Below are 25,932 nucleotides of genomic sequence, written 5' to 3'. Positions count from 1 at the left end.
ACCTACACCGATTGCGGACGAGGCTCCGATACGCTCGCTCTTGGCCACAGCAGCGCGGCCAGGCCAATGGCATAGACCACTGCAAACAACACGTAGGCGATTCGGCTGGAAAACAGCTGTGGCGTCTCTGTTGGCAGTGGCGATACACCGAGCCCGAACAGAATAACGAAGGTGATAAGCCCGCCGCCGAATATCTTGCCAGTGGCGTTGCCGATGGCGGCTTTGCCGGCAAACAGCAGGCTTACCAGCAACAGGATCAGCGCCACCAGCCACAGGGTCGGGCGCAGTTCAAACAGCGTGAAGGCCACGGATGCCGCCATCCCGCCTAGCAAGTTGACCAGCACCAGGCCAAGGGCGGTGCGGCTGCTCATGCCCAGGGAAAACTGGCTAAGCAACGAGGCCACCGTGATCGGTACGACGATCGCCGTGGCCAGCCGTGGGTCGCTCAGGCACAGCGCAACCATGGCCAGCAGAATTGTCGCGCTGGCCATGGCCTGGCGAATCACCAGCGTCTGCTCGTGCGGCTGGGCGGCTGCCTGCCTGGCATGTTCACCAGCAGGGTCGGGCAGCAGCGCATGGGCGCCCCAGGCCAGCAGCAAACCCAGGCCGACCGCCTTGACCAGTACCAGCACAATGGACTCGCCCAGATCGCTCTGCGCGATATCGAGCATCGGCACCACAATGGCGATCACCAGCATCAGCGCTGGTCCCGCGCCGCCAGGTTGCCGGCCTTGCGCGGTAAAACAGGCGAGATAAAACAGCCAAAGCAGCGGCAGCAATATCCATGGCCGCTCACCGAACATACCAGTCACACCCACCAGCAGCGCGCCGGTGAGCATACTCACCAGCAACGTTATCAACCCTTGAGATAGCGCTGGCGCGCGGCGGCTGGCCAAGAGGAACTGGACGGCGAACAAGGGCGCGAGAAACGGCAGGACGTCGCCCAGGACCAGACCCGCACACAAGCCCACGGTCACTGCCAGGGCGACACGCAATCCCTGGCGTTTGATCCGCAGCAGCTCAAGCTTGGCCTGCCCATCAATTGACATAGTTCAGCCAGGCGCCCAGGCGTGTCATGAATGCCCCCAGTGCGTTAGTCATGGGGTTGTCATCGGTATAGATCACCACGCTCACCTGCGAGCCGTAACGCGGGCCGATCGGGTGCGGTTCCTCCACTATCAGGCGTACCGGAAAGCGCTGCGGGTCGCGCACCCAACCACTCTGGTTGCGCACCGAGGGCAGGGCCGAGTTGCTGCTGCCCTGTTGCGCGACACCCCAGCCGACGCTTTCAACACGGCCTTTGAACACACGACCCGGCAATACATCGAACACCAGTTCCGCCGGATCGTCGGCCTGCACATGTTCCAGGCTGTTTTCCTTGAACGCGGCAGACACCCATACCGTGCCCCTGTCGATGAAGGTCAGTGCCGGTTGGCCGGCGCTGACGACCTGACCGACCGCTAGCTGGAGATGGGTGATCACGCCGTCGGCGGGTGCGATGACTTCGGTGCGCACCAGATCGAGCCGGGCTTTTTCCAGCGCGGCCAGGGCTTGCTTGAACTGCGGATTGTCGTTGCCTTTGGGCCCCAGTTGCTGGCGCGCCCGTTCCAGGTCGGCCTGGGCCTTGCTCACGGCCGCCTCGGCGGAGCCCAGCGAGGCTTTCGCTTCATCCTGGCGGGCGGCGGCAAACACGCCACGCTCCACCAGTTGATTCACCCGTCGGGCTTGCTCGCGAATGTTGTCGCGCTGCGCTCGCGCCGACACCAGCTGCGCCTGGGCGGCATCCACCGAGGCGGTGCTGGCGCCCACTGCCTGGCCGGCTTCCTCCAGCCGTGCCTCTGCCTCGCTGACGACAAGTCTGTAAGGCTGCGGGTCGATACGAAACAGCACCTGGCCGGCCTTCACCCGGGCATTGTCGATCACCGCTATTTCCGTCACACGGCCGCCCACTTCGGCAGCCATCTCCACCACATAGGCTTGCACCACGGCTTGCGACGTCGAGGGCGTGCGGCGCTCCATGAAAATCGAGAGGGTGAACAGCACGGCGATCAACACTGCAACGCCCAGGGCAATGCGCCTTAGCGGATTGGCTGGCGCAGGCTTTTCAGGAAGCGGTTCGGTTTGTAACTCAGGCTCGACGGAACTGGGCGAATCGGGCATATCGGCACCTGCAAGTCATGGCCATCCAAAAAACAGCTGACAGAGCGCCGGGGGCGGCGGCCCTGGTATCGGATCAGACCGCGTCGGCAGCGGTATTGACCCGTGCGGTGCGGATAAACAACGCGCGCAATTTCTCCCAGAAGTTACCACCCAGGACGAAGAAGCTGCCGATCAACAGGACATCGCCAAGCAGTTGCAACGCCCAGCTGTTGGGGCGAAAGCCGGGCGCGAAGGCATCGATATAAGGTTCAAGAAAAGAGCACAGCAACGGCAGGCAGAACATCACCAGGCCAATACGGTGGCGGGTGACGCTGACCTCCTGCTCGGCACTGGGTACAAGGCCCGACACATAACCGAACACCTTCTGCTTGAGCTCTTGAAAACCTGCCTTGCCCATCACCGCGATGACCAGCAGCAACAGCACCTTGTTGATGATGAACAGCGCGCCGGTGATCGCCGCAATGGTGGAGCGGGGTACATCCGCAGCCGCCGCCAGCGGCACCAGCAACCATAACGTGAGCATCAGGCAAAGAATCGCGATGCCTGCCTTGAAGCGCCATTTGGCGGACTTTGACGTGGTCGGAGGCGGTACCGTGCTCATGCTGCCTTACCTTTCTTTGAGTTGTTATGGCTTATGGTCTGGAGCGAAACTGAGCTTAGCAGCTGGATTGTCAACGCATTCAGCGCTGTCGGTATTTTCTGCGCAGGGGCCGAATCTGTTTATGCGTGAGATACAGCTCAACCTCACATCCGATGATGCTCCAGCAGAAAGTCCACAAACACCCGTACCCGCGCCGGCATCGCCGCACCCCCCACGAAGACGGCATGGATCGGCTCCCGGTCTCCCGGGTTCCAGGCATCCAGGAGCGATACCAGATCGCCGCGTTGCAGATCCTCGGCCACGCTGAACTCGCCGATACGGGCGATGCCAGCCCCTAACCGTGCGAACTGTGCCAGCGCCTCACCACTGCTGCATTCGATGTTGCCGCTGACCTTCAGGGAAAACTCTTTGCCGTCGCGGGTGAACGGCCAGTTGGGTTCGGCGCGACGGAAGTTGAAGCGCAGGCAGTTGTGCCGCAGCAGGTCTTCCGGTACCTCGAGGGTGCCGTGTCGTTGCAGATACTCGGGAGAAGCCACCACCACCTGGCCGGTGTCGCCGATCCTGCGCGCGGTCAGCGGGCTGTCGGGCAGGTGGCCAAACCGCACCGCCACATCGGCCTGGCCGCCGAGAATGTCGACCACTTCGTCGCCAAGGGTGAGGTCGACGACGATGTTCGGGTAGCGGGCGCTGAATGCGGCCACCAGAGGAACGATGGTCTGCCGCCCATGGCCGAGGGCGGCACTGACCCGCAAACGGCCCTTGGGCACGCCCTGGTCAGCGATGGCCTCTTCGACCTCAGCCATGTCGGCGAGGATACGCCGGGCTGCGCGCAGGTAAGCCTCGCCTTCGGCGGTGAAGGTGATCGAGCGGGTGGTGCGCAACAGCAGGCGGGTGCCAAGCCGTTGTTCGGTTCGCGCGATGATCCGACTGACCGCCGAAGGGGTCAGCCCCAATACACGCGCTGCGGCCGACAGGCTGCCTTCCTGCGCCACCGTGGCGAACATAGCCATTTCACCTGATCTGCCGTTGAAGTCCATTTGTGCTCCCCACGCAAAGGTGCTTGCCAGAAATGCTATCTACCGCTTGCAAAGGCCGAATCGTAGCATTTGCGGCATAGATAAGGAGGCTTCCCATGCGTATCAATCCACCGCTTGTCGCACTCGCCATTGGTGCCTTTGGCATCGGCGTTACCGAGTTTGCCCCCATGGGCATGTTGCCGGGCATCGCCGCGGATCTCGGCGTTTCCATTCCCGCCGCGGGTCTGTTGGTCAGTGCCTACGCTCTGGGCGTGCTGCTCGGCGCGCCGCTGATGACCTTGACCACCGGCAGAATTCCCCGGCGCTATCTGCTGATCGGGCTCATGGCGATTTTCACCCTGGGTAACCTGATGTCAGCGCTGGCGACCGATTACTACAGCCTGATGGTTGCCAGGGTGGTGACCTCACTGAACCACGGTGCGTTTTTTGGCGTTGGCTCCATCGTCGCCGCCAGCGTGGTCGCCCCGGAAAAACGTGCCGGGGCGGTCGCGGCCATGTTCATGGGCCTGACCCTGGCGACCATCGGCGGTGTGCCGTTGGCGGCCTGGTTTGGCGATTTGTTTGGCTGGCGCACCGCGTTCTGGGGAATTACCGGATTGGGCGTAATGGCAATGGCTGCGTTGTGGTTCGCGCTGCCCAACCTGCCGGCGCCGCAAAGCAGCGGGGTGCTGGCGGAAATCCGTGTACTGGGCCGCGGCCCGGTGCTCGGGGCGTTGGTCCTGACCGTAGTCGGCTCGGGCGCAATGTTCACGGTCTTCACCTACATCGCTCCGATCCTGACCAGCGAGACTCATGCCTCCAACGCCTTTATCACGGCCATGTTGGTGCTGTTCGGCGTGGGGCTGACGCTGGGCAATATGTGGGGCGGCAAGGCCGCGGATCGCTCGATAGACCGCACCCTGATCGTTTCGCTGAGCGTGCTGATTCTCGTCTTGCTGGCGTTCACGGTACTGATGCGCTGGCCGCTGCCGGCCGCGGTTGCCATCCTCATCTGGGGGATCGCCAGTTTTGCCTTGGTACCGCCACTGCAGATGCGCGTGATGGAAGCCGCCAAGGACGCGCCCAATCTGGCTTCGGCGGTGAATATCGGCGCCTTCAACTTCGGCAACGCGATTGGCGCGGCGCTGGGCGGCGCGGTGATCAACGCGGGGTTGGGTTACCCGGCGATTTCCCTGGCCGGCGCGGCAATGGCGGGTCTGGGGCTGCTGATGGTGCTGGCTTTTGCCTGGCGTGCCCGAGGGGTTGCGGCTGCGGCGGTGTGAAGGTGGCGCGATCAGGGGGCTCGGCTGGCTGAAATCCTCCGTGGCCGCGCGAAGCGGGCACGTTGGGACTATGCTCATTGCCACTACCGTCGTTGCACGGGTTTCAGTCGCCGCCAAGGAAAGGAGTCTGTACGTGTCTGATACTTCATGCCCGGTTCCATTATTGAAATGGCCCTTGATCCACAGCGTCCTTTGGCGCTTCGCCGGTTGCGTAACCGGGCTGGCGATGCTTGCCGCCCATCCAGCCCAAGCGGCCGACGGCGGTGTCGCCGGCGGCTCCACCGCAAGCTATAGCATTGCCTTCAGCAATTCCTACGCGGGCAGCGATTTTCGCAAGGTGATGGTGCGCAACTGGCAGGAAATTGCGTCCCAGGCGCAAAAGGACGGCTTGATCCGCGAGGCTCCGGTGGTCAGCGCCAACAACTCGGCGTCGGAACAAGCGGCCCATATCCAGGACATGATCGTCAATGGCGTGAACGCCATCGTCATCCTGGCCGCGTCCGACACGGCGCTGAACGGGGTGATCCGCGATGCCTGCAATGCCGGCATCGTGGTGGTGGTCATGGCCAGCCTGGTCAGCGAAAGTTGCGTCTATACCGTGGACTACAACTGGTCCGCCATGGGCCGCGTGGAGATGGATTACATCGCCGAGCGCCTCAAGGGCAACGGAACGCTGCTGGAGATCCGCGGCATTGCCGGCGATGCCACCGATAAAAACATCAGCGACGGCATTCGCAAGGCCGCCAGCGACTATCCGGGCCTGAAGTTCGCCAAGACCGTGTATGGGAACTGGACGGCTTCCGTCGCCCGCAAAGAGGTGGCGCTGGCGCTGCCGTCGCTGCCGAGCATCGATGCCGTGGCGACTCAAGGGGGCGACGGTTATGGCGCGGCCATGGCGTTCAAGGCGGCGGGACGGCCTCTACCGATCATCGTGATGGGCAATCGTCAGGACGAACTCGCCCTGTGGAAACAGGAGCGCGATGCCAATGGCTACGAGACCGTCTCTGTTTCTGCCTCCCCCAGCGTTTCGCAGGCAGGTTTCTGGGTCGCCCAGCAGATTCTGGCGGGCAAGCAGGTGCCGAAGTTCGTCGAAGTGCCGCTGGTGCGTATCGATGCGAAAGACCTGGACGCCTGGCTCGCGACCATGCCGGTGGGCGGCGCCGCCAATCCTTTTTACAGCCAGGCTTCCGTAGCCGCGATGATCGACGCGGCTAACAACAATACGGCGCCGCCGGCGACGCCTTTGCCGGAGGTTACGAAGCAGTAGTGGCGGGGGAGTGGGGAGGCGCAGCGCCATGGTGACATTCAAGCCCGTCACCGACAGGCCCATTGCCGTCAGGATCGGGCTGGCGGTCGCCGCGCTGGTGTTCCTGATGCTGGCGGTGTCGCTGGTGAACCTCTACGGCTTGCGAGGCATGGTCCGCGCGGTGGATTCCGCCAGCCATTCGGCGGAGATCCTGGCCTCGGTCAACGGCGCCACCGGGCGTGTGGAAAACTTCATCGCTACTCGCGATCCTGAGAGTCTGTCCCAGGCCGAAGGCATGGTGGCGACGGCGATCGCCGGCCTCAGCGCCATTCCGGCGGCCGAGGCGCAATCGCTCAAGGGCAGCCTGGAGCGGCTCGCCGCAGCGATCACTGCCTTGCGCGCGGCGACCCTGACCATGGATGGCGAAACGGAGAACATGACCGCCCACTACGGGCGGATGCGAGAGGCGACGATCCTCGTCGAACAGGGCATCGCCGATGGCCTGAAGGGGCTCGATGCCCGCACCGCCGGGCACGAGGCGCGGGTGAGCAACATCGAAAGCGCCCACCGCATCCTGGATGTCCTGCGCAACGGCGAACGGATCATCACCGGCTATATGGCCAAGATGTTGGTAACCGGGGATGCGGCGGCCGCCACCGCGGCGCGCAACGCCTGCGCGGCGCTCCTGCCGGTGGTCGAACAACTGCGCGAGGTGATGGTGGCGCCGCAGGAAACGGAGATCCTTGACCAGTTGGCGGCGGCGGTCGCTGCTGCCAGCGTCGCGGTAGAGCACCTTGGCGAGGCCCCCAGAGTTCAGGGAGACGAAGCTTTGCGGCAGCTCGCCGCCGTCGGGGATGCGGCCGGGCGCCTCGAGGCGATGCTGGCTGACGCGGATGGGCTCGTCGGCCACGACGCAAGCGACATTCAGGCAGCGACGGGGTTGCTGCACAACGCAGCCGCGTTATCCAAGCGTTTCGCCGAGCGTGTCGCCACGCTGGAAGCGCAGACCTTGTCGTTTCGCCTGTCACCGTCGGCCGAAACCGCCCGCTCTGTCGGCCTGATTCTTGACGAGCTCTCCCGTCTCGCCCGGGTTCTGCCTTCGTCCGTGGGACTGCAAGCCAAGGCGACGCCCCTGACGGTCAGTGATCAGATTGCCGGCTACCGGGCGGCCTTCGCCAGGTTCCATCAGGCGAGCAATGCCTTGAGCGCGGCGCGCGACGAGGTTCGCAACGAGGCACGGAGCGCCGGCCTGTTGGTTGCGCGCTTTGCCGGTGAAGCGCGCTCCGACGCCTTGGTCCATAACGATCGCGGCATGCTTGCGACGATAATTGCGGGCACCGTCGCCGTCCTGCTGGCCGGTGCCATCGCCTGGAGCACGTCACGATTTGTCGCGCAGCCCATCGTGGCCCTGGCCTCGGTCATGCGCCGGCTTGCGGCCGGCGACCTGAACGCCGAGATTGCCAGCGCCGCGCGCGGTGACGAGATTGGAATCATGACCCGCGCCGTACGGGTGTTCCAGGAGAATGCCCTGCGCATCCGGGTGCTGGAGGCCGAGGCCGAAGCCGAGCGACAGCAGGTGCAGGCCTCTTTGGAGCGAATGGTCGCCGAACGGACCGACACGTTGCACCAACAGACCGACATACTGGAGGCGCAGGCCGTCGAACTCATTCAGGCGCGCAACCAGGCCGAGACGGCCAACCAGGCAAAGAGCGATTTTGTCGCCACGGTCAGCCACGAACTGCGCACCCCCCTGACCCTCATCCTCGCCCCCCTGGAGCAGCTCTCGGCGGCGAACACCCCGCCGGCGGACTGGCGTGTGCAGGTCGAACGTGCCCAACGCAACGCATTGCGCTTGATGAACCGGGTGAACGACATCCTCGACTTTTCCAAGGCCGAAGCTGGCAAGTTCGAGCTGTGTCCCTCGCCGGTTGATTTGAACCAGGCGGTGGGGGTGCTGGCCGAGGACGCCGCCATGGTCGCCGAGGGCAAAGGCTGCACCTTGACTTGCAACATCGATCCCGCGCTCGGCACGGTGTTTCTGGACCCCCGGCACTTCGAAAAAATCCTCCTCAACCTGGTGAGCAATGCCATCAAGTTCACGCCCGGCGGCGGCACCGTACACCTGGCAGTGACGCCGATCGAAGGCGAGCGATTTGAATTAGCGGTGCAAGACTCGGGAATCGGCATAGCGCCGGACAAACTCCCGCTGTTGTTTCAGCGTTTTTCCCAGATCGACAACTCTGCCACGCGCCATTACAGCGGCACCGGCATCGGTCTCGCCCTGGTCAAGGACCTCGCCGAACTGATGGGCGGCGAAGTTGGCGTCAACAGCGAGCCTGGACGGGGTTCGCGCTTCTTTGTCCGGCTTCCGCTGGGGGCTGAGCAGAACACCCTGCCGACCGAAGTCAGCCATATGCTTGAGCAATCATCGGCGGGCACAACCAGTACGATGGAGCAGCGCCACCTGCGTTTTGACGATGGCCGCCAGGGCAGTCGCAACGACCTCGCTTCGACGCAAGGCGCAGACGACGAGCCGCATCCGGAACATGCCCTGCGATCCAGAGTGCTGGTGGTGGACGACAGCCCGGAAATGCTCAGTTATCTCAGCGAGCTTCTGCAAAACGACTACATCGTCGCCACCGCAACGGATGGAGAGCAGGCCTGGGCACTGCTGCAGCTTCGACCCATCGATGTGATCGTCTCGGATGTGATGATGCCCAAGCTCGACGGTTTCGGCCTGACCGCCAGGATCAAAGCCAGCGCCGGTTTTGCCCATTTACCGGTAATCCTGGTGACCGCCCGCGGCGGTAGCGAGGCCTGCATCTCCGGGCTGGAAAGTGGCGCCGACGACTATATCGCCAAACCCTTCTCGCCGCTGGAGCTCAAGGCTCGCGTACGCGCGGCGCTGCGCATGAGCCAGGTGCAAAGCGAACTGCAGGCAAAATCCCGCCAGGCGGGCATGGCCGAAATCGCCACGACTGTGCTGCACAACGTCGGTAACGTCCTCAACAGCGTGAACGTATCGGCAGAACTGGTCAGCAGCCAGATGCGCACCTCCAAGGCCCAGGGGCTGGGGAAAGTGGCGCGGCTGATGAACGAACACGTCCATGACCTGAGCGATTTTCTGACTACGGACAACAAGGGAAGGATGCTGCCCGATTATCTGCTCAAGCTGGCGCAAGTGGTGACGGAAGAGCAGCAGGGCATCATCGAAGAGCTCGGGCAACTCATCAAGGGCATCGACCACATCAAAACCATCGTCGCTGCCCAGCAGTCCTATGCCGTTGCTGTCAGCGTCGTCGAGACAGTACCGGTCCCGGAATTGATCAATGATGCCTTGCGCATGAGTGCCGGATCACTGGCACGCAAGGAGGTGACGGTGGTCAAGAACATTGCCGACTTGCCCTTGCTGTCGCTGGACCGGCACCGGATGCTGCTGATTCTGGTGAACCTGATCCGCAACGCCAGGCAGGCGCTGGATGGCGTGAGCGATCGCAGCCCCTGCATCACGTTCTGCGCGTCCCTTGTCGACGGATCAGTATTGCGTATCACGGTGGCCGACAACGGCAACGGGGTCGCGCCAGAGCACTTGGCGCGGATCTTTACCCATGGCTTCACTACTCGCAAGGATGGTCACGGTTTCGGCCTGCACAGCTGCGCGCTCGCCGCGCAGGAAATGGGCGGCAGCTTGAGCGTGCACAGCGACGGGGCCGGCCAGGGCGCGACCTTTATCCTTGATATTCCCGTTGATGCTGCGCTGAGCGGTGCTTGAACATCGCGTCGTCAACGACACCGATGCGGCGCTGTTCGCTACGGTTTCCAGACCTCGACGTCGTGCGCATCCACCGCCGATAGGCCCAGGACCTGAGCGGCGTTCCAGTGTGGGAGCGAGCTTGCTCGCGAAGGCGGAGTATCGGTCGATGAACGTATTGATGTGATGGTCTGTTCGAGATCCAGGCGGCCCCGCCCGGGCCACGGTCCAGAGAGTCCCGTTTGCGCTTCAAACTGAGAATCCGTGGCGAGGGAGCTTGCTCCCGCTGGGCTGCGAAGCGGCCCTAAAACCTGCCCAATACGGAGTATCAGGCACACCGCACCCCGCCGGTCACGACAGCTTGGTAGTAAACGCCTGCAGGCCCAGTTTCACTGCCGGCCATGACCGCGGGTTCGGACTGTTGTCATCAACTACCCTAAGCGGTTTTGAAAACCCCACTGAGAATAAACGCATAGCGCTCCGGCCGGATGTAGAACGTCGTGCGGTCGCAGCAGCGACCGTCGGCAAAATACGAGGTGCGCTCCATGACCAGCAGCGCCGCGCCGCGTTTGACCTGCAGCGCGTTGGCCAGGCTTTTGTCGGCTTCCTGCGCACGGATTGCCAGGTCGGCGCGGGTGACCGCGAGGCCAGTGATTGACTCGAGGATGGAATAGATCGGCTGGTGTTCGACTTCACTCCAGGCAACGTCGGCCAACTCCGCCGGTAAGTGACTGCGTCCCAGAGCAATGGGTTCGTCATCGACGAAGTGCAGGCGCTCCAGCAGCAGGCAGTCGTCTGCTGCTTCAAACAAACCCCGCATGAGTTCCGGAACAGGCAGCAGGGCATGGCTGAGCACCCGCATGCTCGGTTGCAGCCCTTGCAGCAACAACGCCTCATGAAAACTGCGCAACGCATCCAGGCCGTGGCGTACCTGTTTGGCTGCGACGAAGGTGCCTTTGCCTTGCTTGCGTTCCACCACGCCGTCGTCGCTGAGCTTGCCCACCGCCAGGCGAATCGTGACGCGGCTCACCCCGAACCGCTCGCCCAACTGCGCCTCGGACGGCAGCTTGCCGCTGGGTTCATAGTCGCCGCGCTGGATTTCCTCCAGCAGTTGATGGGCAATCTGTTCATAGAGTGAGGTGCTGCTGTCGCGAAGAATGGAGGTGGACACTGTCAGCTTCCATGGCCTTGAGTGGGGGCAGGGCGCCTTCACTTCTAAGGTTATAAAAATAGGTTATTGGGACTACTTGTATTAATACGTATTATGTCAGGCATTGCCATTGTAAACGACCTGACGACACTTGCCATGCTCAAAACCCTCCCGTGCCCACAGCTGCAAGCCGATGCCCTGACAGTTGCTGATATCAGCTTCCGTTACCCCAACGGGCATACAGTATTTTCCTCGTTCAGCCTGAACGCCAGGCCCGGTGAATTCGTCGCGATCCTCGGTCCATCCGGCTGCGGAAAAACCACGCTATTGAATCTGCTGTCGGGTTTCATGCAGCCGCAGGCTGGCCAGATCACCATCAACCAGACAGCGGTGCGGCCGGAGCGTTCGGAGCTGGGTTACGTGTTCCAGGCGCCGCAATTGTTTCCCTGGTTGAGCGCGTTGGAAAACGTCCGTTTCGGTCTGCGGATGAGCGCCAGCATCGACGCATCGCAGCAGCGCGAACGGGCCTTGCAGTACCTGCGCCTGGTCGATCTGGAGAGCGCGGCGCATCGGCTGCCGCACCAGCTTTCCGGCGGCATGCAACAGCGCGTCTCCCTGGCCCGGACCCTGGCCCTGGAACCCAGTGTGTTGCTGATGGACGAGCCGTTTGCCGCGCTCGACGCCATCAGCCGCAACAGCATGAACGAAGAGACGTTGCGCATCTGGGCCGAACTGGGCCAGACGGTGTTGTTCATCACCCACGACATCGACGAAGCGGTGTTCCTGGCCGATCGGGTCATCGTACTGAACATTGCCCCCGCAGGGATTCACAGCGAACTGGAGATCCAGCTGCCGCGCCCCCGAACGAACCTTAAGACCCGCCGCCTGCCGGCGTTCCTCGATTACCGCAATGAATTGATGACGCGCATCGCCCAGGTGATGAACACGGGCGACGCCACGGTTTACCCCACCCCTCGACTTGAGCTGACAGCATGATCAAACGTTCGCTGCTTGCCCTTACCTTGTCCGCCGCCACGTTGGCCGGCAGCGCATTCGCCGTGGCCGGCGAGGCGAAACCCTTGCGCGTGGGTTACGTCTTCGCCATGGCCAACGCTCCGGCGCTGATCGCTGAGAAACAGGGCTACTTCCGTGACGAGGGCTTGAATGTCGATCTCAAGGCGTTGGGCGATGGCCCGGTGATCCAACAGGCCCTGGCCGCCGGTGAACTGGACGTGGCTTATGTCGGCACCCCGCCGGTGTACCAGTGGTTTTCCCGTGGGCTGCAAAGCCGGATCCTGGCGAAGGTCAATTATGGCCAGGCCGCGGTGATTGTCGATGCCAAGAGTGCGATCACCCAGCTGGAAGCGCTCAAGGGGAAAAAGCTCGCCGGGGTCAAGAAGGGCAGCGGCATGGATGTGCTGCTGCGCGGATACGTCCTGAAGGAAAAGGCCGGGCTCGATCCTGACAAGGACCTGGACATCATCGACATGCCGCCGGGCAACATGAACGCCGCCCTGGAACGCGGCATCGTCGATGCGGCATTTTCCTGGGAGCCCTTCGTCAGCCAGTCAGTGTTGCGCGGTTCGAGCCGGATTTTGCTCGATGTCAACCAGGCGCTGCCCCAGTATCCATGGTACGTGGTGATCGCCTTGCCAAAAACCTTGCAGGAGCATCCGGACGACGTGGTGAAGCTGCTACGTGCCCACCGCAAGGCGATCGCCTTCCTCAATGAGCATCCCGCCGAATCGAACCGGCTTATCGCCGAGGCTTTCAAGCTGGAAGCGGTGCAGGGCATTGACGGCAAGACCATCACGCCGGAGGCCATCGTCGCCCAGGCGCGGACCCGGCTGGGCTGGTCGGCGGACTTGGAGGAGTCGGACATCCAGTTCATCCAGCGCCTGATGAATTACTCCCATGCCCTGGGTTTTATCGACACCACGCTCAAGACCGAACAGATCGTGGATACCTCCTACCTGGAAAAAGCCGCGTACTGAGCCCGTCATGTCCTTGCCAAAGCCGAATTGGGGATGGGCGTCGCTGCCATTCCTGTTGTTGATCTGGATCGCCCTGGCGAGCCGCTTTCCCACCTACATCCTGCCGCAGCCATGGGACGTTGCCCGTGAGGCGCTGCGCTGGCTGGGGGACCGTTCGCTGTGGCAGCACCTGCAGACCAGTGTGTTGGAAGAACTGGGTGGTTTTTGCGCGGCGGTAATCGTGGCGGTCTTGCTGGGGACGGCCGCTGGCCTGTCCTCGCATTTTCGCGATTTTATCTCACCGCTCAACAGCCTGTTCATGGCCATCCCGCCGATTGCCTGGGCGCCGCTGATCATGATCATTTTCGGCCTGGGCTATGTCTCCATCGTGCTGGTGATTTTCATTGCCGCGATGTTCCCCATGGCAGTGACGATCCAGGAGGGCGTGCAAAGCATTCGCGGCGGTGAAGTCCGTGCGGCGCGAACCTTGGGCGCCAACGCCTGGCAGCTGTTGGCCCACGTCTATCTGCCGGCCTCGTTGCCGTTCGTGACCGCCGCCTTGCGCATCGGCTTCAGCCAGGGCTGGCGGGCGCTGGTCGCGGCGGAAATGATCGGAGCCTCCCAAGGCATCGGCTGGATGGTCTCCACCGGCGGGCAGATCGGCAACAGCAGTCAGGTGCTGCTGGGCATCGTCGTGATCGGCCTGATCGCCTGGCTCATGGAAAGCTTCGTGTTCCGGCGCATCGAGCGTCACTACCAGAAATGGCGCGTGCAATAAGCATCGCCCCACGTATTCGAACCCTTCAGTGGACCACTGCACGAGGTGTCATGTGAGTAACGTTTTCGATCCACGCGAAGCCGGGCACTACATCGCCCCGCAAGGCCTGTACGAGCGCAACAAGAAACGTCCATTCCTGGGCAGCGTCCACTGCGACCGTGACACGCTGGTCGCCGGGCAGTGGGATGAAATCACCCTGGTCTATGAGGTCGGTGGCAGTGGCCTGGCCGACGGTGCGTGGCTCAAGTTGGCCTTCAAGTTCTACTCGGACTGGGCCTTGTTCCAGACCTCGAACCCGGCCGGTCCCAACTATGTCAGCGCCGAATACCAGGCCGGTGAGTTGGTCCCCGGCCAGAGCCAGGCCACGGTGCAGCACTTGAAAGTGCGCTTCGACCAGAAGGGGCATGAACGGCCGTTCCAGAAAGCGATCATCATCGACATCATCGACGGCTACCTGAACCCAGGAGATAAAGTCATCATCCGCCTGGGCGATCGACGCCAGGGCGGAGCAGGGACACGGGCGCAGAGTTTCGTCGAGAAGGACTTCCGTTTCCGCCTGTTCATCGACCCGTTGGGCAGCTCGAAATTTGCCGAGGTGCCGGGCGATCCCCTGCTGGACATCGTGCCGGGGCCGGCGCAGCGTGTGCAGGTGATCGTGCCGCGATTGGTCAGCGCCGGCGAGGCATTCGATGTCCTGTTGCGGGTGGACGATGCCTGGGGCAACACCTGCCGAAACCTGCCGCTCGAGGGTGTGCTGACCTTGGTTGACCCGGAGGGCGGCGAGAGCCAACAGCCGTTCACGCTGGCCTGCGAAGGTTGGGCGACGGCCCGTATCGAGGCGCTTGATCTCGGCGCCGTGGGTGAGTGGCGTCTGTCCGCCGAGGTGGCGGCACCTTTTGTCCACGGCGCCCAGGCCTTCGTCACTGTCGACCCGGCCGGTACTGCGCTGCGCCCGCTCTACGCCGACCTGCATGTGCACTCGGATGACACGGTGGGCACCAACGACACCCTGTACAACCTCAGCTACGGTCGCGATGTCGCCGGGCTCGATGTCCTCGGCTACACCGCCAACGACTTCAACATCACCGAGCAGCGCTGGGACCAGGCGGTCAAGCTGATCCATGAGCTCAATGAGCCAGGCCGATTCGTGTGTTATCCCGGTACGGAATGGTGCGGTAACTCCTGCGCCGGTGGCGACCGCAACGTCGTATTCCTTCACGACCGCAAACCCGAATTCCCCTTCGACAATCAGGGCCGACTGGTGCGCTCCTTCGAATGGAACGAGTTCACCGCCGGCACCATCAAGCCGGGTGCCTGGCCGGTGGACGAGTTGTATGCCGCCTATGCCAAGGACCCCGAAGGCCATTTGATGATGCCCCACGTCGGCGGCCGTCGGTGCAACCTCGACTGGCATCACCCGGAGCTCGAACGGCTGATCGAAGTCGGTTCGGCCTGGGGCCAGTTCCATTGGGTCTACGCCGAAGCGCTGCAGCGTGGCTATCGGGTCGGCGCCGCGGCGAACAGCGACGAGCATCAAGGCCGCTGCGGTGGTGGCGTTCCAGCGACGGCGGTGTTCGGCTCCCGTGGCGGGCTGACCGGCGTGGTCGCCGAGGCTTTCGACCGCGCCAATGTCGGCAAGGCCCTGCGCGCCCGTCGCACCTTCGCCACAACCGGCGAACGCTCGTTCGCCAGCCTGCGCCAGGGCAAGCACTTCATGGGCGAAGTCTTCACCGCCGATTCGAATGCCATTCTGGATTATCGACTATTGGGCGAGGCGGGCTGGGAGCAGGTCGATCTGTTCGACGGCGACCAACTGATCTGGTCACGCAACCTGCACCAGGAACTGGGCTACAGCACACAACGCATTCGCCTGCGCCTGGGCGGCGCACGGATCAAGGATCGCTATCGCGGCGCCTACTGGACCGGCGAAATCCGCATCACTGGCGCAGTCATCAACGGCTTTCGCGCCCTGGGCCTCGATCACCCCGAGCAGACCGTATGGCGCAAGGATGCAACGGTCCTGGCGTTTCGCACCGACACCAATGGCGATACCGACAGCATCGAAATCGACCTGTCGCAACTGGCCGGCGCCACGCTGCAGATCCACAGCCGTATCGACAATTACGTCAAGGTTGGCGACCCGTCCGAACCGCAACCTAACGTACACGCGCCGACAGTGGTCATGGAACTCTCCGGCGAACAATTGCTGACGCAATCGCAAGTGGTCGAAGTTTTGCCCGGCGCGGAATTGAAAATGTCCCTGGAACGGATGACCGCTGCGCCGTTGCCCCGTGAATTGCAGGGCAGCATCGAACTGGCGCGGTTGGGGCTTGAAGCAGGACGAGAGCACCCGTTGTTCATCTGCGCCCGGCAGCGCGACCAGTCACGGGTCTGGACGTCTGCGTTATTTCTTGGCCTGCAATAGCATGAACGGGCCCACTGCGGTGGGCCCGTTGAGTCAGTGCTGGACGCCTCCCTTGGCCTCAAGGGCACGGTAATAATCAATCTTGTCTTGCAGTGCAACGATAGCCTTTTGCATGGCAACCTCCCTTCTTCGAAGATTTCAAAAAAAAAGTCCCGCCGAAACTGGGCTTTTTTTAACGCGGTGTGCGGTTATCCAAAAAATCTCGTCTTAAACGATTGTTGAAAACGGAAATTTCGAAGAGCGAGAGTCGGGAGATACATCTAAAATCTTCCCGCCCACAGCCTCTGCTATCACTTTAGCGCGCATCGCTCCTGATTCAGGAAGATTGAGGTGGTCTATATATCCGGCGAACTCACCAGAAATCGTTACTGCACCGGATTTATAAATTGTGGCAACAACCTGATTGCCTTTCATAACCGTTTGAACCGCGTTCTCGGGGGCGTTGTCAGCAACAAAGTGAATTTCGCCTCGTTCCATCGCTTGCGCCTTGAGAACAAATTTTTGCCCCTCACTTAACACGCGGTCAAAATCACCAGTCGCTTTCGCTGGCGTAGGATTCATGTCTGCAATGCTGCGCGACATGTTTGTCGTTAAGCGTATGCCTTTGGAAATGTCCATGTAATATATCTCCTTCTGTTTATATGAGGTCTGCCACTGGCAAGTTACGCAAATGCCAAACTATGCGAAGAGGACTCGGTGTACGAAGTTTCGTCCGGAGTCAACAGTTGGGATAGGTCAAATCTGGCGCCGGTGCTATCCTTCATATATTCAATATTGGTGTTGTTATCATTCAAATAGAAGTCTTGAATGATAACGCCGTGCTGGATCGATCCATTTTCGTCCACGCCTGCCGATGTAAATAACAGAAGGTCATTACTGGAAGCGAGGTGCTGAAAATAGATATCGTTAAAAGTTGCGTTGGAAAATTCAAGCGTGTCGGTTCCGCCGCCGTAGCCCGCGATTCCGGCTGCCGTGAGACCATCATTGATGATATCAATCCCGGAGTTCACGGAATAAAGATAATTATCATTGCCGTAATTGCCATGTAAACGATCATTGCCGGCGCCACCAAATAGGAAGTCGTTTCCAGCTCCGGTAGCATCGAGGGTATTGTCTCCGACGATAAAATCGTCTCCATCCCCTCCATATAATCGGTCAGATCCCTCGTTGCCGATTACCATATCGTTCCCAGCATTGGCGTATATCACATCATTGCCAGTTCCTGCTTCAATGATGTCATTGAAATTACTTCCATTTATGGTGTCGTTTCCTCCAAAACCATACATGAAAGAAGCTTCGGTAGCCCACAAGTCGTCGTCGCTGTTGTCGCCCTCAACAATAGCCATAGCCATAGTTATCTCCTGAAAATATATAGGTTTCGTCCTTAAGCACTGTATGGAAGAAGATCCTGAGCGCCTACGAATGCTAGCATGTGACTTGCACATCGTGAAACTAAATTCCTCCAGCTACAAAGGTATTGCTGGGTATGCAACTTCTAGGGTCTGTAAGAAACTTCCGATAACCCCAATTGTTGTTCTTAAAATGCTGAGACTTGGTAGCGTTTGCACCATCAACGGAACGAAATTATGTAATGACAAAGTGTTACAAACTATCGGATGAGGCCTGGGAATGTAGGTCTCCGAACTCTTCATCGAAACCCATGGCAGGGGGCGGCCTCGCTTGAACGACCGATGGATGCTGACAGTAAAAGGCGGTAAGAGGGGACAGCCTTATCTTCAGCAAATGAATCTGTCGCTTTTTCTGCAACAGCAGCGTCTTTCAGCCCGGGCGTGATTTCAATGAGTAGGCTATGGTTCAAGCGGGCGCGTGTCTTGACGTGCGTGAATAGCAAATCAAAATAAGGATAGGTTATGCACTCATCCGCTATTTTTGGTGTGGCTGCGGCTGGTCGTTCGCTGCTTCTCTCGCTTGGTCTGCTCGCCGCAGGTATCACCGCGGGCGCGTGGGCTGAGGATTATCCCCACGCCCAGGAACCGATTGGCACCGTGGAGCAGATCTATGACGGCGCCATGCTCCCCGATCTGGCGGTCAGTACCTACCGCAACATCGACCGGCTGTTCCCTACCCACAGGATCAAAGCCGGCGATCACCCGTATGCGCTGCCGAAATCAGACAAACAGTTGCCCAACGTTCGCTTCACTGTCGGGGACAAAAAGTACGACCTGTATGACTTCGTCGCACTGGACAGTATTACGGCGATGCTTGTGCTCAAGGACGGCAAGATCGTGTTCGAGACCTACCAGCGAGGCAACACCGAGAAAACCCGATGGATGTCGATGTCGATAGCCAAGTCCATCACCTCTACGCTGGCGGCTGCAGCGATCAAGGACGGCCTTATCAAGAGCCTTGATGCGCAAGTGGTGGATTACGTTCCCGAGCTCAAGGGCAGCGCCTACGAAGGAGTGACCGTGCGCAACGTGCTGATGATGTCTTCGGGCGTGAAGTGGAACGAGACCTACACCGATCCGGCGTCCGATCGTCGCGCGCTACTCAAAGCGCAGATCTCGCAGAAACCGCATTCGGCCATGGCCTTGATGGCAAGCTTGCCGCGAGCGGCCGAGCCCGGCACGGCCAACACTTACAGCACTGGCGAAACGCAGGTACTCGGTGAGATCGTCCGTGGCGCTGTGAAAATGCCGCTGGCCGATTATCTATCGCAGAAGATCTGGCAGCCGTTCGGTATGGAGAGTGATGCCCGGTGGTGGCTCGATTCGCCTGACGGCGTGGAAATCGGTGGCAGTGGTATCAGTGCCACGCTGCGCGATTATGGACGCTTCGGGCTGTTTTTCATGAACGGCGGCAAGATCAATGGCACCTCGATTCTGCCCGAAGGCTGGGTCAAGGAGGCGACGCTGCCGACCACCCTCAAAGGCGGCAAGTCCCTGGACTACGGTTATATGTGGTGGACGGCGTGGACCGAGCCGTCGGTGAAAGACGGCGCCTATTCGGCGGTCGGAATCCAGGGCCAGAACATCTACGTCAACCCTGCCAATAACGTCGTGATTGTCACCTTCGGTGCCCAGCCCAAGCCGGTGGACAAAGAGCCGATCGACCCGATGGTATTCTTCGATGCCGTGGTGGCTGCGTTGAAGTAAATTCGCGCATCGAATGACGTTAAGCTTCGCGGCGCGGAAGAACAACTGCGGGGAGTAACGAAGAGCGGCCTGTTCCGTTGGATGACATCCCCGCGTCGAGTGCTAACTGCCTAAGACAAAACTATCCAGGCCTGCGTTTCACACTAGGGCGTCAGCCACTCCGATCAACTGAAAGAGGTCCTCCTCCAAGGGCTCGGCGAAGATGATGTTCAAGTCACGGTAACCGGAGTGATCCCCTGCCAGGCTCAACTCGAATCTGGCCCCGGACGCGTCGGCTTCGTAGCTCTTCAAGTAAGTCAGGTTCTTGGCCTCATTAAAAACCACGTCCAACGTGCCGTTGTAACCATTTCCCAATCGAGTAAAGCCCAAGGCGGACAAGTCGATCGTGTCTTCACCCGCGGTATAGTCAATCAGGCGATCAGTGTGGTTTTCGGTGGCGGTACGGTAGCTGTCGCTCAATGCGTCGAAGCGGAACACATCGTTGTTGCCGCCACCCGCCAATAGGTCCCGACCATTTCCGCCGGCCAATACATCATTCCCGAGTGCGCCATCAAGGCGATCATCGCCTGCGAATCCTTCGATGATTTCGCCGCGAGCGTTGCCTTGTAAACGATCAGCCCCTTCGGTGCCCATCAGTCTGGCTAGGTGAAACAGGACGTTGGTTTCATTCAGCGTCTGGCCCAGGTTACCGTCGAAGACCACTTCGAAGCGTTCCCCATCCGCGTTGGCCTCGAAACTCTTGAGGTAGGTCCGGGTCCCGCTTTCATTGACGCGTATCGCCAGCGTTCCGTCATATCCATTGCCCAGCCCGAGGAAGCCGAGGGAGGAGAGGTCGATCGTATCGGTGCTGGGGTCGAAGTCGGTGATTCGGTCGCTATGGGCCGTGGTTGCGGTTCGGTAGCTGTCTGCGGCTGACTGATAACGGAACGTATCGGCCCCGGTGCCACCCGTCAGCAGGTCACGACCTTGCTGGCCATCGAGCAGATCGTCACCGGCCCCGCCAGAGATCGCATCGTCGAACGAGGCGGTACCGAGCAGGAAGTCATCCTCGCGGCCACCGTCAAGGTGCTGATAGCCATCGTCCGGATTGCCAAAGCCGAGGTCCAGGCGACCGTCGGGGTTCAACTGAACCAAGGCGGCCAGATAACCGTCCGCGCTCGTCCCTTGGCTTCCGCCAATCAATAGCTTGCCGTTGGCCTGCACGATCATGTCGGCGACTGCGAAAGGAGCGCTTTGCGAGCCCCAACTCACCTTACCCTGATCACCGAAACCGGTGTCGAGCGAGCCGTCGGCATTGAGGCGGATGACGCTCGCCACGCCGCCCGAGGCGCCCGCCAGCAGGATTTTGCCGTCATCCTGAATGACGAGGGCGTCTGGGTGAACATCCAGAGCGAGGCTGCCCCCGTTCGCAAAACTGCTATCCAGAGTACCGTCCGGGTTGAGGCGGGTCAGGGTATCTCGCCCGGTGACCAATACCTTCCCGTCTCCCTGCAGCGAAACGTCGATCGCGCTGCCGGGGTGAATGCCCACGGACGCTGGCAGGTGCAGGACTCCAGCCTCGCCGAAAGACGAGACCAAAATCCCCGTCGCGTCGAAGCGGGCGATATGGATCTCCCCAGAGGGATACCCGGCGCTTGCGAAAAAGCTGCCGTCGCGTTGTACGGAGAACGACGCTTGCTGGCCTAGATCTTCATTCCAGTAGAAAGGCACCGTCGTGGTGCCGCCATTCCCGAAACTGGTATCGAGGCTGCCGTCAGCCAAGGTACGGCTTACACCTGAAACCCAGGCATCGCCCACTTTTACGTAGAGCGCCGCCAGGTAGCCCCCTCCCGGCTGCACCGCAGCGTTGCCACCGTCCTCGATATCGAGCGACACGGGGAGGAGGGACTTACCGTCTCCACTGAAGTTGCGATCCAGGCTACCGTCGGCATTGAACCGAACCAGGCTGCCGGTAAAGCCTGAATCTTCTTCGCCTCCTAATCCCAGGCGACTATAAGCGCCAAGCCAGATGGCACCGTCCGGATCGACCGTAATACCTGCGACGGTGTCCGAGCCCCATAAAGTCGTGATTACCATGCCGGTATTCCGCGCAGCTGAAGCGGCGGGCGAAATGCTCTGACTCATGTCCATGCCTCCGGTAGCTATCTGGCGCCGAAAACTATAGACAGGGCTCAATCAGGTTGCCAGGTGAGCTGCGCAATTGAACGTACCCCGAAGCGATCACCGGATGACGGCCAGCCTGTCCGTCAACCCGTCTTCATGACTGAATCTTCCCCTTGCGATTTTCAAGGGGCGGGCAACTTCTATCATCCCCAGTCTGCCCAACCGCTTTGCTGAGATTCACTACGAGCAGGCCGACAATAGTCAGGCTTGCGCCCAGTAGAAATCCGAAGCTCGTTTGCTCTCCGAGCCACAGATAACCCATCAGTACGCCAAACAGCGGACTCATGAAGGCCAGCACTCCAAGACGAGCTGCGAAGTAGCGGCGAAGCATCCAGAACCAGATCAAGTAGCTTGCCACTGACACGATTAATGTCTGGAAAACCAGGCTGGCCACTGCGCCGGTAGAGAAAGTCATCGAGCTTTGGCCTGCTACCAGGCTTAAAGGCAGCAGAAAGAGAAAGGCTCCTGCCAGTTGATAAAACAGGGTCTGGGTTGCCGGAGCTTCACTAAGGCGACTGGTACGCACCGCTACTGTCGTAAATCCCCAAGTAGCGCCCGCGCACAAGCCCAACAGGTCACCCAGAAGACTGTTTGAGTTGGTGATTTGAAGGGCTGTCCCGTCCCGTGGCATGAGGAAGGTGACGGCAATCCCTGCGAACGCCAGAGACATACCAGACCATTGAATCGCGCTAAGGCGCTCCTCCGGCAAGCGTAGATGCAGACCAATGGCGGCGAATAAGGGCGCTGTATAAAGGAAAACCGCCATATGTGAAGCACTTGTCCAGCGTAACCCTTGCGCGATAAACAGAAATTCGCTGGCGAACAGAACGGCCACGACCAACCCGGAGCGGCACCAGACACGTGGCAACCACATCTCCCGCATGATGCATTTTCCGATCAGCCAGACCAAGGCTGCAGCGACTCCGGAGCGAACGGCGACCTGCATGATAGGGGCCATGTCACCAGCAACCGCCTTCATTGCCACTTGCTGGGCACCCCAAATGAGGCACAGCACCACCATCACTGCCGTGGCAGCCCCGTCTACAGACTTCCTCACTTATTGGCACCTTTTATCGCTGATGATCTGGACAGCCATTTATTCCTCACTCGGTTGGGGCACAGCCGGCCATCTGCCGGACGATCGGCATTGGTTTTTCCTACGGAAATCGGAATTCGTTCTGCGCTGTAGCGAAATTCGATTGTGGGAAAGTACGCAAGCCGCTACAAATCATGTGTTTTCGATCTATAGAAGAGAAAAACTACGTCATGAGAGCTGACACGCCCCTCAGGGCTATCGCTTGCTTCGACGCGGTCATGCGCACTGGCAGCGTCAGCGTCGCTGCAAGCCAGTTGTTCGTGACGCCGGGAGCAGTCGGGCAACAGATTCGAAAACTGGAAGGTTGGCTAGGAACGCCACTGTTCGTACGCAGTGTGCGCAGGCTGCAACCAACGGCGGAAGCTCTGAGCTACTGGGAGCAGGTGAAGCCGGCTCTTCGCCAGCTGGAGACAGCCAACCTGGCTGTCCGGGGCCTTAGAGACAGGCAGGTACGGTTGAGTCTGCCGCCGGCGTTCGCCAAGTCCTGGTTCGCAAAACGGATGCCGTTGTTCACCGAGCGCTATCCAGAAGTGCAACTGCACCTGAGTGCATCTACCGATACCGTGGATTTTAACGACGCCGCCTGCGACCTGGCAGTGCGCCATTTCGATGGATATGCCAGTGACGTGCACGCAGAACTGCTCTTGCCGGACGAGGTAAGGGTCTACTGCAGCCCGGCCTACCGCGAACGGCTCCAGTTGCATGACCTTGATTGTTTGCCGGGAGCCACCTTGCTTTATACGACTTCTCATGCCCACTGGTCTCAATGGCTATCATCGGTCGGCATGTCCCCCGATAACTTCTCCAGCAGCCTCAAATTCGATCAGTCCGAGTTGGCAATCGACGCGGCGCGGCGCGATCAAGGTTTGGTGCTCACCAGCCCTTGGCTGGTTGAGGACGACATGGAGCAAGGCCTTCTAGTACCTGTCGTTGACGCTGTGCTGAAGACTGGCAAGGGCTATTATTTAGTGCAGGCCAAAGATGTGGTGCTGGGCGAGGCAGCCCAACTGTTGCGCCAGTGGCTATGTGAAGTAGCGCGGCGAGTTCAACAACACTGATAACCTGAGGGACTATTAGAGTTTTTCTTCAAGCGTTCTCTTCAATCCTGCGCACATCACCCAAGGAATCGCGCTGCATCGACTGCAGGTTCTTTTCGATGGTTTCGCACAGCGCATCCATCTGAATCTGATGTTCGCTGTGGCGGAACGGGCTTTGCAGATCGGTGCCGATGCGCTCGATGGCCAGCAGCATGAACCCAACCACGGTCGAAGCCAGCGGCGTGAACCAGCCCAGGGATTCCACCAGTCCAACCGGCACAATCAGGCAGAACAGCGAAATAAACAGCCGTGGAAAATACACATAGGGGTAGGGCAGCGGCGTATTCGCGATCCGCTCCATGCCGCCCTGACTGTTGGACAGGTCCACCAGCGTCGACTCAAGACGCGCCAGGCGAATACTGTCCAAGTGTCCGGCTTTGTATTCCCGCGCCAGCAACGTCGCCGAGCCGGTGAGGATATCGTTGGCAAAGTTATTGGTCGTGCCACTGCGGGCAAACTCTTCGTCCGGAATAAACGCCCGCACCTCCTCGGGACAAGGCTGGCCTTGCAGATGCGCGGCGAGGCAATTCACATAAGCGACGTGGCGACGCAACAGGGTCGACTTGACCGGATTCACCTCGCTGCCAGGGTCATCCAGCAGCGTCAGCACCTGACGGGCGAAGCTGCGTGAATTGTTGATCATCGTCCCCCACAGCGTCCGTGCTTCCCACCAGCGGTTGTAAGCACTGCTGTTGCGGAAGCTGATCAACACCACCAACGCCGAGCCGAGCAAGGTCAGCGGCATCAGCGGCAGGTTCAACTTGGCGTTGAGAAACAGCATGAAGTCCACCGTGACGGCGATGTCCCAGAGCAACAACCAGAACAAAGCCCAGCCCACGTAGCCCATGGTCTTGACGATCAGACGGTAATTTTTGACGATGGCAGCTTTCAAACGGAAACCTCGTGGCGAGCAGTTAGCTTAAACGCTTAAGCTCGGACGATGCTTGGGGGCAAAGGTTCGGTTGGCGCAGGAAGCATGACATTTTGGTCGGTTGATGAGATCGGCGAGAGCGGCCGCCTGTTCGGCTGTCCGAGCTGGTTTTGCTGAGGTTGAGGAGCCGAGCAAGGGACCTAAACAGGCCGTAGAACTCCGCGAGCATCCCATCAGCTGAACTTTGGAGATCTGCGGGATTCGGCGCTTCCAGAGTTTATAGGCTGCTATCAACCCAAAGCAGCCGTTGGACCTGCGCAACAATGAGCTGATAGGGTTGAATCTACCCACTAATGGTAATAGGTTGACCGAACTGTTTTTTGGAGCTTGATGATGGGTTTCTCCACAACGCTGTGGGAGTGGTACGGCCAAGATGAATACAAGCGAGTTGTCGCGGTGTGCGAGGCATCCCGGCTCTTGAGTTCCTGGCACTGACCTCGGACATGCAGCAGGAAACCATCCCGGATTGCCCTGCATGTGAAGCCTGGTCAGGTATGATCCTTCCGTTGAGCGAAGTTCTTTCAATCTGTGGCAGCGCGTTACCAGAGGAGATCAAGACACGGCTGCAAGGCATTTGGAAGCGATGCAATAGCCTTACTGAGGCTGCATTTCACTGTCATGATCGGCTGATATTTGATCATGACGAGTGGCAGCCGATCAGGACGGCCGCCGTAGAACTGCTGGATCTAATGGACTCGCTGGCAATCAATCCATTTCTGGATGACTTGCTATTGGATTGCATAAACCTTACTCGCGGAATAAAGCGTTGAGCATTTCTGCAATTCTATGATGGTGTTGAACGTACTCAGCCGCGTGCCCTAGAGATTTACCGCTTTTGGCCGATAGCTGTTGAAGCTATCGCTGCTACCATCCTTTCCCCGATCGAGTGCGCGACACATGCATTATCTGCTTTCAGGTGTTCTGGAGATATACTCACGATGACAGGGAACTCACTAATCTATAAAAATAATCATATTAAACTAATGAGGTTTCATATCGTTTTGGCATTGGTGTATTTTTTTCTTTGTTCACTTTTTGTTTGGTTAAGCTTTGCTGATAAGGATACTTCAATCTGGCTGCCTGTTTTTTGCGGCGGAGCAATTTGCGCTCATTTACTGCTGGCATATGGAAGCAAAAATAGACTTG

At 60.0% G+C, this 25,932-nt stretch carries 20 protein-coding genes and 2 pseudogenes; 12 read left to right on the top strand and 10 right to left on the bottom strand.

Translation table 11 applies throughout. The annotated features are described in order from the left end of the window. Positions 1–2 precede the first annotated feature (2 nt). The 4 genes from J3P96_RS15825 to J3P96_RS15810 form a co-directional block, all read right to left on the bottom strand. The gene (locus J3P96_RS15825) at positions 3–1,049 is read right to left on the bottom strand and encodes a DUF2955 domain-containing protein (protein WP_434652228.1); all 1,047 of its coding nucleotides are present in this window, start codon (positions 1,047–1,049) and stop codon (positions 3–5) included. Further along, complete coding sequence (locus J3P96_RS15820; protein WP_434652226.1) at positions 1,039–2,160, bottom strand: HlyD family secretion protein; 1,122 nt, start codon at positions 2,158–2,160, stop codon at positions 1,039–1,041. Before J3P96_RS15820 ends, J3P96_RS15825 begins: the two co-directional genes overlap by 11 nt. A gap of 73 nt (positions 2,161–2,233) precedes the next feature. Beyond that, complete coding sequence (locus tag J3P96_RS15815; protein ID WP_305501278.1) at positions 2,234–2,683, bottom strand: transporter suffix domain-containing protein; 450 nt, start codon at positions 2,681–2,683, stop codon at positions 2,234–2,236. A 221-nt stretch (positions 2,684–2,904) separates the two neighbouring features. Then, a complete protein-coding gene (locus tag J3P96_RS15810) occupies positions 2,905–3,798 on the bottom strand; it encodes a LysR family transcriptional regulator (protein WP_434652224.1) in 894 nt (297 codons plus the stop codon). A 95-nt stretch (positions 3,799–3,893) separates the two neighbouring features. On the opposite strand from J3P96_RS15810, the gene J3P96_RS15805 reads away from it, so the two are divergent. The 5 genes and pseudogenes from J3P96_RS15805 to J3P96_RS15785 all read left to right on the top strand — a co-directional run bounded on the left by J3P96_RS15805 (position 3,894) and on the right by J3P96_RS15785 (position 10,078). After that, positions 3,894–5,060, top strand: coding sequence for an MFS transporter (locus tag J3P96_RS15805; RefSeq protein ID WP_434652222.1), 1,167 nt, complete (start codon positions 3,894–3,896; stop codon positions 5,058–5,060). Between the two features lie 226 nt (positions 5,061–5,286). Continuing rightward, positions 5,287–6,327 (top strand): ABC transporter substrate-binding protein, encoded by a 1,041-nt coding sequence (locus tag J3P96_RS15800; RefSeq protein ID WP_434658202.1) that lies wholly within the window; start codon positions 5,287–5,289, stop codon positions 6,325–6,327. A 28-nt stretch (positions 6,328–6,355) separates the two neighbouring features. Beyond that, positions 6,356–8,620: pseudogene (locus J3P96_RS15795) on the top strand (ATP-binding protein); the annotation flags it as partial. Further along, positions 8,612–9,217 (top strand): annotated as a pseudogene (locus J3P96_RS15790) (ATP-binding response regulator); the annotation flags it as partial. The pseudogenes J3P96_RS15795 and J3P96_RS15790, both read left to right, overlap by 9 nt. Then, positions 9,218–10,078: a sensor histidine kinase gene (locus J3P96_RS15785; RefSeq protein WP_434658199.1), complete on the top strand. Its 861-nt coding sequence runs from the start codon at positions 9,218–9,220 to the stop codon at positions 10,076–10,078. A gap of 415 nt (positions 10,079–10,493) precedes the next feature. Here J3P96_RS15785 and J3P96_RS15780 read toward each other — a convergent pair whose 3' ends face one another. After that, positions 10,494–11,228, bottom strand: a complete 735-nt coding sequence (locus tag J3P96_RS15780; RefSeq protein WP_434652220.1) for a GntR family transcriptional regulator — start codon at positions 11,226–11,228, stop codon at positions 10,494–10,496. Positions 11,229–11,363: 135 nt separating this feature from the next. Here J3P96_RS15780 and J3P96_RS15775 point away from each other — a divergent pair, with 135 nt between their 5' ends. From J3P96_RS15775 to J3P96_RS15760, 4 genes are read left to right on the top strand one after another with little or no spacing between them, the layout of a single operon-like run. Beyond that, a complete protein-coding gene (locus J3P96_RS15775; protein WP_434652218.1) occupies positions 11,364–12,203 on the top strand; it encodes an ABC transporter ATP-binding protein in 840 nt (279 codons plus the stop codon). Continuing rightward, complete coding sequence (locus tag J3P96_RS15770; protein ID WP_434652216.1) at positions 12,200–13,201, top strand: ABC transporter substrate-binding protein; 1,002 nt, start codon at positions 12,200–12,202, stop codon at positions 13,199–13,201. Before J3P96_RS15775 ends, J3P96_RS15770 begins: the two co-directional genes overlap by 4 nt. 7 nt (positions 13,202–13,208) lie before the next feature. After that, a complete protein-coding gene (locus tag J3P96_RS15765) occupies positions 13,209–13,958 on the top strand; it encodes an ABC transporter permease (RefSeq protein ID WP_434652214.1) in 750 nt (249 codons plus the stop codon). A gap of 52 nt (positions 13,959–14,010) precedes the next feature. After that, positions 14,011–16,383, top strand: a complete 2,373-nt coding sequence (locus J3P96_RS15760) for a hypothetical protein (protein ID WP_434652212.1) — start codon at positions 14,011–14,013, stop codon at positions 16,381–16,383. A gap of 207 nt (positions 16,384–16,590) precedes the next feature. On the opposite strand, the gene J3P96_RS15755 is transcribed toward J3P96_RS15760, so the two are convergent. Both J3P96_RS15755 and J3P96_RS15750 read right to left on the bottom strand, forming a co-directional pair. Beyond that, positions 16,591–17,001 (bottom strand): hypothetical protein, encoded by a 411-nt coding sequence (locus J3P96_RS15755; RefSeq protein ID WP_434624319.1) that lies wholly within the window; start codon positions 16,999–17,001, stop codon positions 16,591–16,593. A 44-nt stretch (positions 17,002–17,045) separates the two neighbouring features. Next, complete coding sequence (locus J3P96_RS15750; RefSeq protein WP_434652210.1) at positions 17,046–17,735, bottom strand: calcium-binding protein; 690 nt, start codon at positions 17,733–17,735, stop codon at positions 17,046–17,048. Between the two features lie 519 nt (positions 17,736–18,254). On the opposite strand from J3P96_RS15750, the gene J3P96_RS15745 reads away from it, so the two are divergent. Next, positions 18,255–19,499, top strand: coding sequence for a serine hydrolase domain-containing protein (locus tag J3P96_RS15745; RefSeq protein ID WP_434652208.1), 1,245 nt, complete (start codon positions 18,255–18,257; stop codon positions 19,497–19,499). 138 nt (positions 19,500–19,637) lie between these two features. Here J3P96_RS15745 and J3P96_RS15740 read toward each other — a convergent pair whose 3' ends face one another. Further along, entirely contained in the window at positions 19,638–21,623 is a 1,986-nt protein-coding gene (locus J3P96_RS15740; protein WP_434652206.1) for a M10 family metallopeptidase C-terminal domain-containing protein, read from the bottom strand. Positions 21,624–21,756: 133 nt separating this feature from the next. Then, positions 21,757–22,719 (bottom strand): DMT family transporter, encoded by a 963-nt coding sequence (locus J3P96_RS15735; RefSeq protein WP_434652204.1) that lies wholly within the window; start codon positions 22,717–22,719, stop codon positions 21,757–21,759. 257 nt (positions 22,720–22,976) lie between these two features. Between J3P96_RS15735 and J3P96_RS15730 the strand changes: the two genes are divergently transcribed. Next, the gene (locus J3P96_RS15730) at positions 22,977–23,816 is read left to right on the top strand and encodes a LysR substrate-binding domain-containing protein (protein ID WP_434652202.1); all 840 of its coding nucleotides are present in this window, start codon (positions 22,977–22,979) and stop codon (positions 23,814–23,816) included. A gap of 28 nt (positions 23,817–23,844) precedes the next feature. Here J3P96_RS15730 and J3P96_RS15725 read toward each other — a convergent pair whose 3' ends face one another. After that, positions 23,845–24,747, bottom strand: a complete 903-nt coding sequence (locus J3P96_RS15725; protein ID WP_305495189.1) for a bestrophin family protein — start codon at positions 24,745–24,747, stop codon at positions 23,845–23,847. A gap of 482 nt (positions 24,748–25,229) precedes the next feature. Here J3P96_RS15725 and J3P96_RS15720 point away from each other — a divergent pair, with 482 nt between their 5' ends. Next, positions 25,230–25,556, top strand: a complete 327-nt coding sequence (locus tag J3P96_RS15720) for a hypothetical protein (RefSeq protein ID WP_434652200.1) — start codon at positions 25,230–25,232, stop codon at positions 25,554–25,556. Positions 25,557–25,932 lie beyond the last annotated feature (376 nt).

It is taken from the genome of Pseudomonas sp. R3-56, assembly GCF_051132075.1.
Taxonomy (GTDB): domain Bacteria; phylum Pseudomonadota; class Gammaproteobacteria; order Pseudomonadales; family Pseudomonadaceae; genus Aquipseudomonas.
Note: the sequence above shows the minus strand (reverse complement) of the source record. Positions and strands in the feature narration are given on the sequence as shown.